General features: G+C 72.1%; 9 protein-coding genes. 5 read left to right on the top strand and 4 right to left on the bottom strand.

Features of this window, described 5'->3' with window-relative positions:
* Positions 1–263 precede the first annotated feature (263 nt).
* Together ACI379_RS10940 and ACI379_RS10935 are read left to right on the top strand one after the other, a co-directional pair.
* A complete protein-coding gene (locus ACI379_RS10940; protein ID WP_439792119.1) occupies positions 264–827 on the top strand; it encodes a hypothetical protein in 564 nt (187 codons plus the stop codon).
* Between the two features lie 126 nt (positions 828–953).
* The gene (locus ACI379_RS10935) at positions 954–1,373 is read left to right on the top strand and encodes a hypothetical protein (protein WP_439792118.1); all 420 of its coding nucleotides are present in this window, start codon (positions 954–956) and stop codon (positions 1,371–1,373) included.
* 12 nt (positions 1,374–1,385) lie between these two features.
* Here the strand turns inward: ACI379_RS10935 and ACI379_RS10930 are convergent, their stop codons facing one another.
* Positions 1,386–2,252 carry an Fpg/Nei family DNA glycosylase gene (locus tag ACI379_RS10930; RefSeq protein WP_439792117.1) on the bottom strand — a complete coding sequence of 289 codons (867 nt, stop codon included), beginning with the start codon at positions 2,250–2,252 and terminating at the stop codon, positions 1,386–1,388.
* Positions 2,253–2,336: 84 nt separating this feature from the next.
* Between ACI379_RS10930 and ACI379_RS10925 the strand changes: the two genes are divergently transcribed.
* Together ACI379_RS10925 and ACI379_RS10920 are read left to right on the top strand one after the other, a co-directional pair.
* Entirely contained in the window at positions 2,337–2,606 is a 270-nt protein-coding gene (locus ACI379_RS10925) for a hypothetical protein (protein WP_439792116.1), read from the top strand.
* A 79-nt stretch (positions 2,607–2,685) separates the two neighbouring features.
* A complete protein-coding gene (locus ACI379_RS10920) occupies positions 2,686–3,891 on the top strand; it encodes an ATP-binding protein (RefSeq protein ID WP_439792115.1) in 1,206 nt (401 codons plus the stop codon).
* 29 nt (positions 3,892–3,920) lie between these two features.
* Here ACI379_RS10920 and ACI379_RS10915 read toward each other — a convergent pair whose 3' ends face one another.
* The 3 genes from ACI379_RS10915 to ACI379_RS10905 all read right to left on the bottom strand — a co-directional run bounded on the left by ACI379_RS10915 (position 3,921) and on the right by ACI379_RS10905 (position 6,149).
* Positions 3,921–4,424, bottom strand: coding sequence for a SigE family RNA polymerase sigma factor (locus ACI379_RS10915; RefSeq protein WP_439792114.1), 504 nt, complete (start codon positions 4,422–4,424; stop codon positions 3,921–3,923).
* Positions 4,417–5,694 (bottom strand): hypothetical protein, encoded by a 1,278-nt coding sequence (locus ACI379_RS10910; protein ID WP_439792113.1) that lies wholly within the window; start codon positions 5,692–5,694, stop codon positions 4,417–4,419. Before ACI379_RS10910 ends, ACI379_RS10915 begins: the two co-directional genes overlap by 8 nt.
* 77 nt (positions 5,695–5,771) lie before the next feature.
* Complete coding sequence (locus tag ACI379_RS10905; RefSeq protein WP_439792112.1) at positions 5,772–6,149, bottom strand: nuclear transport factor 2 family protein; 378 nt, start codon at positions 6,147–6,149, stop codon at positions 5,772–5,774.
* Positions 6,150–6,371: 222 nt separating this feature from the next.
* Between ACI379_RS10905 and ACI379_RS10900 the strand changes: the two genes are divergently transcribed.
* Positions 6,372–7,184: an alpha/beta fold hydrolase gene (locus ACI379_RS10900; RefSeq protein WP_439792111.1), complete on the top strand. Its 813-nt coding sequence runs from the start codon at positions 6,372–6,374 to the stop codon at positions 7,182–7,184.
* Positions 7,185–7,187 lie beyond the last annotated feature (3 nt).

The raw sequence follows: 7,187 nt of genomic DNA, 5'->3' as shown, positions 1-7,187 counted from the left end.
AGGTGCTGGGAGCCGACGACGCCGGCTCCCGCGTGCTCGACGTGCAGTGGCGTACGGACCACCTGGCCAGCCTCGGCGTGGTCGAGGTCGACCGCCGGGACTACCTCGCGTCCGTCGGCCAGGCGCTCCTCGCACCCCTGCCGGAGGCGTTCTCCTCCTGAGGAATTCAGAGGTGTAGTCCGCGGCCTGAGAGGGTAGGAACTCCTGCGGGGGCGCCTCGTCGCGCCCCCGTCACAGTCACCGACACCGGGGGGAACCCAACCATGAAGCGTCTCGCTGCCGCCGCCGTTCTGGCCGTCACCGCCACCGCCCTGACCGCCTGTGGAGGCGGTTCGTCCGCTCCGGCCGACGCCAAGGAGAGCGACTTCTGCAACGCCTACGTGGCGCTGTTCGACAAGACCTCCGACGTCGACCCGGACGACTACGACGCCCAGGCCAAGGCCATGCAGGAGTGGGGCGACGGGCTGGCCGAGGTCGGCACGCCGGAGGGCATCTCCGACGACGCCCGCAAGGGCTTCGAGAAGGCCGTCGACCTGATCCAGGACATCGACGCCAAGGACATCGAGAAGGCCACCGAGGACGCGGGCGACTCGGCCGCCGACCCGTTCTCGAGCCTGGAGATGTCCGAGGAGGAGGAGAAGCAGAGCGAGGAGCTCGGCACGTACGTCCAGGAGACCTGCGCCACGCAGATCGAGGAGGCGATGACCAAGCTCATGCAGGACGCCGCCGAGGGCATGGGCGACGAGATGGACAAGGCGCTCGAGGACAGCGACGTCGACCTGTCCGAGCTCGAGAAGCAGCTCGAGGAGCTCGAGGGTCAGGAGTGAGGTCGACCGACCTCCACCCCTACCCGGTTACCGCTGGGTAGCAGTACGTTGGCTCCCGGACCGCACCCGCGGTCCGGGAGCCGCGGCCATTTCGGGGGCCGCAACCCATCACACGAGGTGGCCCAGATGCGCCCAGTCCTGCCCGTGGCGGCCGTGCTGCTGATCACCGTGCTGTCCGGATGCGGCGAGGAGACGCCCGACCCGCCGCGCGACGCGACCAAGGCCGCGTTCTGCGAGGCCATCCAGAGCGGCGTCCTGGCGCACGAGCGTGACGAGGAGCAGGCGCTGCGCGAGTACGCGGACCGTCTGGCCCGTACGGGCACGCCGAGCGACATCCCCTCGGAGGCCCGTGCCGGATTCGAGCAGACCATCGAGGAGGCGCACGAGGGTGAGGACTCCGAGCTCGAGCGCAACGAGGCGACCGGCGACGAGTTCGACCGCGCCAAGCGTCAGACCGACCACCAGCTGACCGGGGTCGAGGGCATGATGGCGATCAACCAGTACGTCATGCGCACCTGCCGGGGACGGTTCACCGCCCACGAGTAGCCGCGGGGCGGCTCACTTGAGCAGCTTGGACATCCGCCGGTCGGCCAACGGCTTGCCGCCCGTCTGGCAGGTCGCGCAGTACTGCAGCGACGAGTCGGCGAACGAGACCTCACGGACCGTGTCGCCGCACACCGGACACGGCTTGCCGGTGCGTCCGTGCACGGCCATGTTGGTCTTCTTCTCGCCCTTCAGCTCGCTGGCGGCCAGCCCCCGGGAGCGCTCGACGGCGTCGCCCAGGCACGTGCGGATCGCCGCGTACAGGGTGGCGAGCTCCGCCTCGTCGAGGCCGTCGGCCGGCTTGAACGGTGACATCCGCGCGGCGTGCAGGATCTCGTCGGAGTACGCGTTGCCGATGCCGGCGATGGTGCCCTGGTGGCGCAGCACCCCCTTGAGCTGCTTGCGGCCCTCGGCGGCGAGGATCTCGGCCAGCACCTGCTCGGTGAACTCCTCGGACAGCGGGTCGGGGCCGAGCCGCGCGACGCCCTCGACGTCGGCGGGGTCGTGGACGACGTACAGGGCGAGGCTCTTCTTGGTGCCGGCCTCGGTGATGTCGAGGGAGGCCTCGTCGTCGATGACCACGCGCGCGGCGAGGGGGCTCTTGGAGCTCGGGCGCGCGGGAAGTGCCGGGGCCTCGTCGCGCCAGCGCACCCACCCGGCGCGGGCCAGGTGCATGACCAGGTGCAGCCCGGAGGCGTTGATGTCGAGGAACTTGCCGTGCCGGGTCACGCTCTCCACGAGCGTGCCGTGAAGCGCCTGCAGCGGCGGGTCGTACGTCTTGAGGGCGCTGAACGCGGCCAGGTCCACGCGGGTGATCGCGCGGTCCACCAGACGCGAGGACAGGTCCTGGGCGAGCGCCTCCACCTCGGGCAGTTCGGGCATGGGCCGAGTCTAGGCGCGCGCGCCTCCGACCGTCCGAACTCACTGGTCGCTGGAAAAACCGTCCTGGGCGAGCGAGAATCGAGCATGGCCCGTCCACCCCGTACCCAGATCTTCCGCGACGCGCGGAACGGTGAGCGGTACCTGCGCGTGACGTGGCACGGCGACCTGGCGGTGCTCTCGCTGTGGCGGGACAACCTGTGCGTCGGCACGTTCCGGCTCGACGCCGACGAGGTCCCCGACATGGTCTCGCTGCTGCGCGGCGGTCTCGACGACGCGTACGAGGACGCCCGCGAGCGACGCGACCGGGCCGCAGGGGAGGGCCCGCACGGGCATCCCTCCGCGCACGCGGGCTGAGCCCTACCCCCGCGACACGCCGATCGGGCTCGCTACGGATCTCTAAGGAATTGTCTAGAGAGCCCGATACCTTGCCATCGTGGATCCGATTCGCAACCCGTACGCGCCCGGCGCCGGCCAGCGCCCGCCCGAGCTCGCCGGCCGTGACGAGCAGCTGAGGACTTTCGACGTCGTCCTCGAGCGCGTCGCCAAGGGCCGCCCGGAGCGGTCGATGGTGCTCACCGGTCTCCGCGGCGTCGGCAAGACCGTGCTCCTCAACGCGCTGCGCTCCGCCGCGGTCCGCAAGGGGTGGGGGACCGGCAAGCTGGAGGCCCGGCCCGACCAGGGGCTGCGGCGCCCGCTGTCGAGCGCGCTGCACCAGGCCGTACGCGAGCTCGGCCACCGCGACGAGGAGTCGGTCAACCACGTGCTCGGCGTCATCAAGTCGTTCGCGCACCGCGACGCCGGCGCCGGCGCCAAGCTCAAGGACCAGTGGAGCCCCGGCATCGACGTCGCCGCCGTACGCGGTCGCGCCGACTCCGGCGACATCGAGATCGACCTGGTCGAGCTGTTCACCGACCTCGGCGGTCTGGCCGCCGACGTCGGCAAGGGGATCGGCGTCTTCATCGACGAGATGCAGGACCTCGGTCCCGACGACATCTCGGCGCTGTGCGCGGCCTGCCACGAGCTGAGCCAGTCCGGGCTGCCCGTGATCGTGGTCGGCGCCGGCCTGCCGCACCTGCCCGCGGTGCTGAGCGCCTCGAAGTCGTACTCCGAGCGCCTCTTCCGCTACCAGCGCATCGACCGCCTCTCCCGCGAGGCCGCCGACTCGGCGCTGACCGTCCCGGCCGCCGACGAGGAGGCCGACTACGAGGACGGCGCCCTGGAGGCGATGTACGCCGCCACCGGCGGGTACCCCTACTTCATCCAGGCGTACGGCAAGGCCGTGTGGGACCTCGCGCCCCGCTCGCCGATCACCGCCGCCGACGTCGCCGTCGCCGCCCCCGAGGCCGAGGCCGAGCTGGCGGTCGGCTTCTTCGGTTCGCGGTACGAGCGCGCCACCCCCGGTGAGCGCGACTACCTGATGGCGATGGCCGACGTGGCCCTGGCCGCGGCCACCGAGGCGGAGGGCGAGCCGGAGTCCGTGCCGACCGCCGACGTCGCGGCAACGCTGGGCAAGAAGCCGCAGTCGCTCTCCCCGGCGCGCGACTCGCTGCTCAAGAAGGGCCTGATCTACTCCGGCGAGCGCGGCCGGATCGCGTTCACGGTGCCGCACTTCGGGAGGTACCTGCGCGAGCGCGGCTGAGGGTCGGCCCACCCGATCACTGAGGCGAGTCAGCGGGCGGGCGTTCCCACCCGCACCTCGTCCTCGCCGAGCGCCAGCCGCAGCCTCGCCAGCGCGTCGCGGGCCTGGGACTTCACCGTCCCCACCGCGATGCCGAGCGTCTCCGCGGTCTGCCGCTCGGTGAGGTCGTCGAAGTAGCGCAGCACCACCACCGCCCGCTGCCGCGGGGCCAGCGTGCCCAGGGCAGCCATCAGCGCGAGCCGCTCGTCCGTGTCGTGGCTGGCCAGAGCCTGCTCGGGGACGTCGGCGGTCGTGACCTCCCGCCAGCGGCGCCGCCGCCAGCGCGAGACGCTGGTGGTGGCCAGGACTTTCCTCACGTACGCCTCCGGGTCGGCCGCGATCCGCGACCAGTGCGGCACGACCTTCACCAGGGCGCTCTGCACGAGGTCCTCGGCGTCGTCTGCGTTCCCGGTGAGTAGGTACGCCGTACGCAGCAGGGCAGGGCGACGGGCCGCCACCCACTCCTCGAACCCGGCGCGGGTCGGTTCAGGCACGTCGCCTCCTGCGCCACCACAGGATCCCCGCCACCGCTGCCACGAGCAGGGCGCCGCCGCCCCACAGGTACGGCCGGCGGGGGTCGGAGGTGCCCTCCCGCGCGACCGGCTCGCGCAGCGGGGCCGACCACAGGTCGTTGGCCAGGTTGGGCGGGTTGAAGATGTCCCCCTCGCCCCGGATTTCGAGCCGGTCGAACTCACCCGTCGTCACGTCGACCACGTGCACCCAGGTCCGCCAGTGGCCCACCACCACGTGCTGGTCGTCGACCCAGCCGAGCAGCTGGCGGGGCTCGTACCCGTCGTCGAACTCGAGCGGCATGGGCCGGGTGCGTTCCGGGGAGTCGCCGACCCAGAGCACGTACGGGTCGTTCCCCGTGGCGCCGTCGCGGATCCACGCGAACGAGCCCTCCGTCGGGGACCAGGAGGCGTCGATGACGTCGCCGGGGAGCGTGTCCGTCGACTCCTCACCCGTGGCCGGGTCCGTCCGGACGACCGTGTCGCCCGCCAGCCGTACGACGCCGGTGGGGGCACTGCCAAGGGGGTTCCAGCGGGTGCCCTCGGGGGTGAGGTCGACGGCCTCCCCGGTCTGCACGTCCAGGGCGAGCAGGTGCGCCTGGTGCTCCTGGTCGGCTCCCTGGACGTAGCTGGCCAGCAGGTGACGCGAGTCGCCGGAGAAGGCGAGCTCTCCGTCGTAGGCGGCCCGCTTGGGAAACCGTGGCTCGAAGCGGGTGACCTCGCGGGTCGCGGTGTCCATGACGGCCCACCCGACCCGGCGGTCGCGAGGGGCCTGCTTGTCGAGGAAGGTCCAGCCGATCTGCGTGCCGTCGGGGGAGACCGCGAAGGTGTAGACCTGCTGGCCCCGGCGAATGTCGGGCAGGTCGGTCCACGTGGCGCGGCCGTCGATCGCGGAGACGGTGAAGAGCTCCATGTCGGGCCGTGAGTCGGTGATCCCCATGGGGTGTGCCCGCGTGGCCACACCGATCGCGGCGACCGGCCCGTCCGGCCCGGTGGCCTCGGACCACGCGCCGGGGGCGTTGACCCGGGTCGGCAGCGCGGGCACCACGAGCTCGGAGACCGGCTGCGGGCCCTCCCGGTCCCCGACCCACGGCACCAGGAGCGCCACCACGGCGACCACGGCCACCGTCGCCGCAGCCGCGGCGGTACGACGGCGGCGCGCGCGGCGTACCCCGCGGGTCCAGATCTCATCGGTCCCGCCGCCGCCGGGTGCCCCGGCAGCCAATTCGGTCAGTCGTTCGGCCAGTCGCTCCACGTCTACGCCCTCCCCCTCCACCTCCTCCTACGCCGCGAGCGACGCGGAGGGAGGGGTGGTTCCGCGGAGATCCTGCCTCACTCCAGGGTCATGTCGACCTCGGGCGACCAGTACGCCTGCATGTGGCGGATCAGGCCGTCGTCGTTGAAGTGCATGACCTCGATGACGGAGATGCGGGCGTTGGACTCGCCCACCTTGGTGATCACGTCGAACGCGAACGCCGCGGAGTCGCCGGCGGCGTGGAACTCGCGCAGCTCGGCGGCGGTCTCCATCGCCTCGAAGGTGGCGTAGAAGGCGCCGACCTCCTCGCGGCCACGCTTCGGCTCGGTGCCCACGGGGTCCTCCAGCACAGGGTCCGGGCCGTACATCTCCATGATCTGCGCGGCGGTGCCGTTGCCGATCAGGTCCATGTACTGCTCGACCTTGGCGCGTCGTTCGTCGATGCTGAGGGCCATCACCACTCCTGAAATGAGAACACGTTCTAGGTCGGACCCACCGTAGCGGTGACCGAGACTCCCGGGAAGAGTCTGCGGCCGCCGGCCGGCGTGGCCCGGATTTCGGTCAAGCACGCCGTCGCCTGTGCAGTCAAGCCACCAAATGGGGTTGCGGCAAGGCGGCTGTCGGGCGTCTGCTGGGACGCAAGGGATCCTTGGTCCACCTACTGCCACAGGAGCACCGTGCCCTCCACCCCCACCGGTATCGCCTACGAGGCCGTCCCCGGCCCCGGCGGAACCGTCCCGTTGCTCTTCCTGCACGCCGGCATCGCCGACCGCCGGATGTGGGACGCCCAGTGGGGCACCCTCGCTGCCGACTACGGCGCCCTGCGGGTGGACCTGCGCGGCTTCGGTGAGTCGGACGTGGCGCCCCCCGGATCCTTCTCGCACGTCGCGGACGTGCTGGGCGTGCTGACCCACTCGGGCGTCGACCGGGTGCACCTGGTGGGGTCGTCGTTCGGTGCGGGGGTGGCCGTCGAGCTCGCCCTGACCCTGCCGCACGTGGTCGCCTCCCTCGCGCTGGCACCGGTCGGCGGCAGCCTGCTGGCCGAGGCCACCGACGACCTGCGGCGCTTCGTCGCAGCGGAGGACGCCGCGCTTGCCGCCGGGGACCGCGAGGCGGGTGTACGCCTCAACGTCGACACCTGGCTGGTGGGGTCGGGCCGTCACCGCGGCGACCTGCCGTGGGGCGTGGTGCAGGCGGTCTCGGAGATGCAGCGTCGCGCGTTCGAGGTCGACGAGGCGCTGGGGGAGCTGGACGAGGTCGAACTCGACCCGCCGGCGACCGAGCGGCTCGAGGAGCTCTCCCTGCCCGTGACGGTGCTGCTCGGCGGGCACGACCTGGAGGCGACCAAGCTGGCCACGCGGCACCTGCAGGCGTCGGTGCCCCACGCCGAGGTGGTGGAGTGGGAGGGCGTGGCCCACCTGCCCAGCATGGAGCGGCCGGCCGCCTTCGACGCGCTGGTGCGCGACCACGTGGCCCGGGTCGGCGCCTGACCA

The organism is Nocardioides sp. (assembly GCF_051876515.1).
GTDB lineage: Bacteria > Actinomycetota > Actinomycetes > Propionibacteriales > Nocardioidaceae > Nocardioides.
This window is presented reverse-complemented; position numbering and strand designations above follow the sequence as displayed.

What these genes read in the sequence shown, in the direction of transcription:
- ACI379_RS10940 (WP_439792119.1), top strand. Translation starts at nt 264, where the DNA reads ATGAAGCGTCTCGCTGCCGCCGCCGTTCTGGCCGTCACCGCCACCGCC.
- ACI379_RS10935 (WP_439792118.1), top strand. Translation starts at nt 954, where the DNA reads ATGCGCCCAGTCCTGCCCGTGGCGGCCGTGCTGCTGATCACCGTGCTG.
- ACI379_RS10930 (WP_439792117.1), bottom strand. Translation starts at nt 2,252, where the DNA reads ATGCCCGAACTGCCCGAGGTGGAGGCGCTCGCCCAGGACCTGTCCTCG.
- ACI379_RS10905 (WP_439792112.1), bottom strand. Translation starts at nt 6,149, where the DNA reads ATGGCCCTCAGCATCGACGAACGACGCGCCAAGGTCGAGCAGTACATG.
- ACI379_RS10925 (WP_439792116.1), top strand. Translation starts at nt 2,337, where the DNA reads ATGGCCCGTCCACCCCGTACCCAGATCTTCCGCGACGCGCGGAACGGT.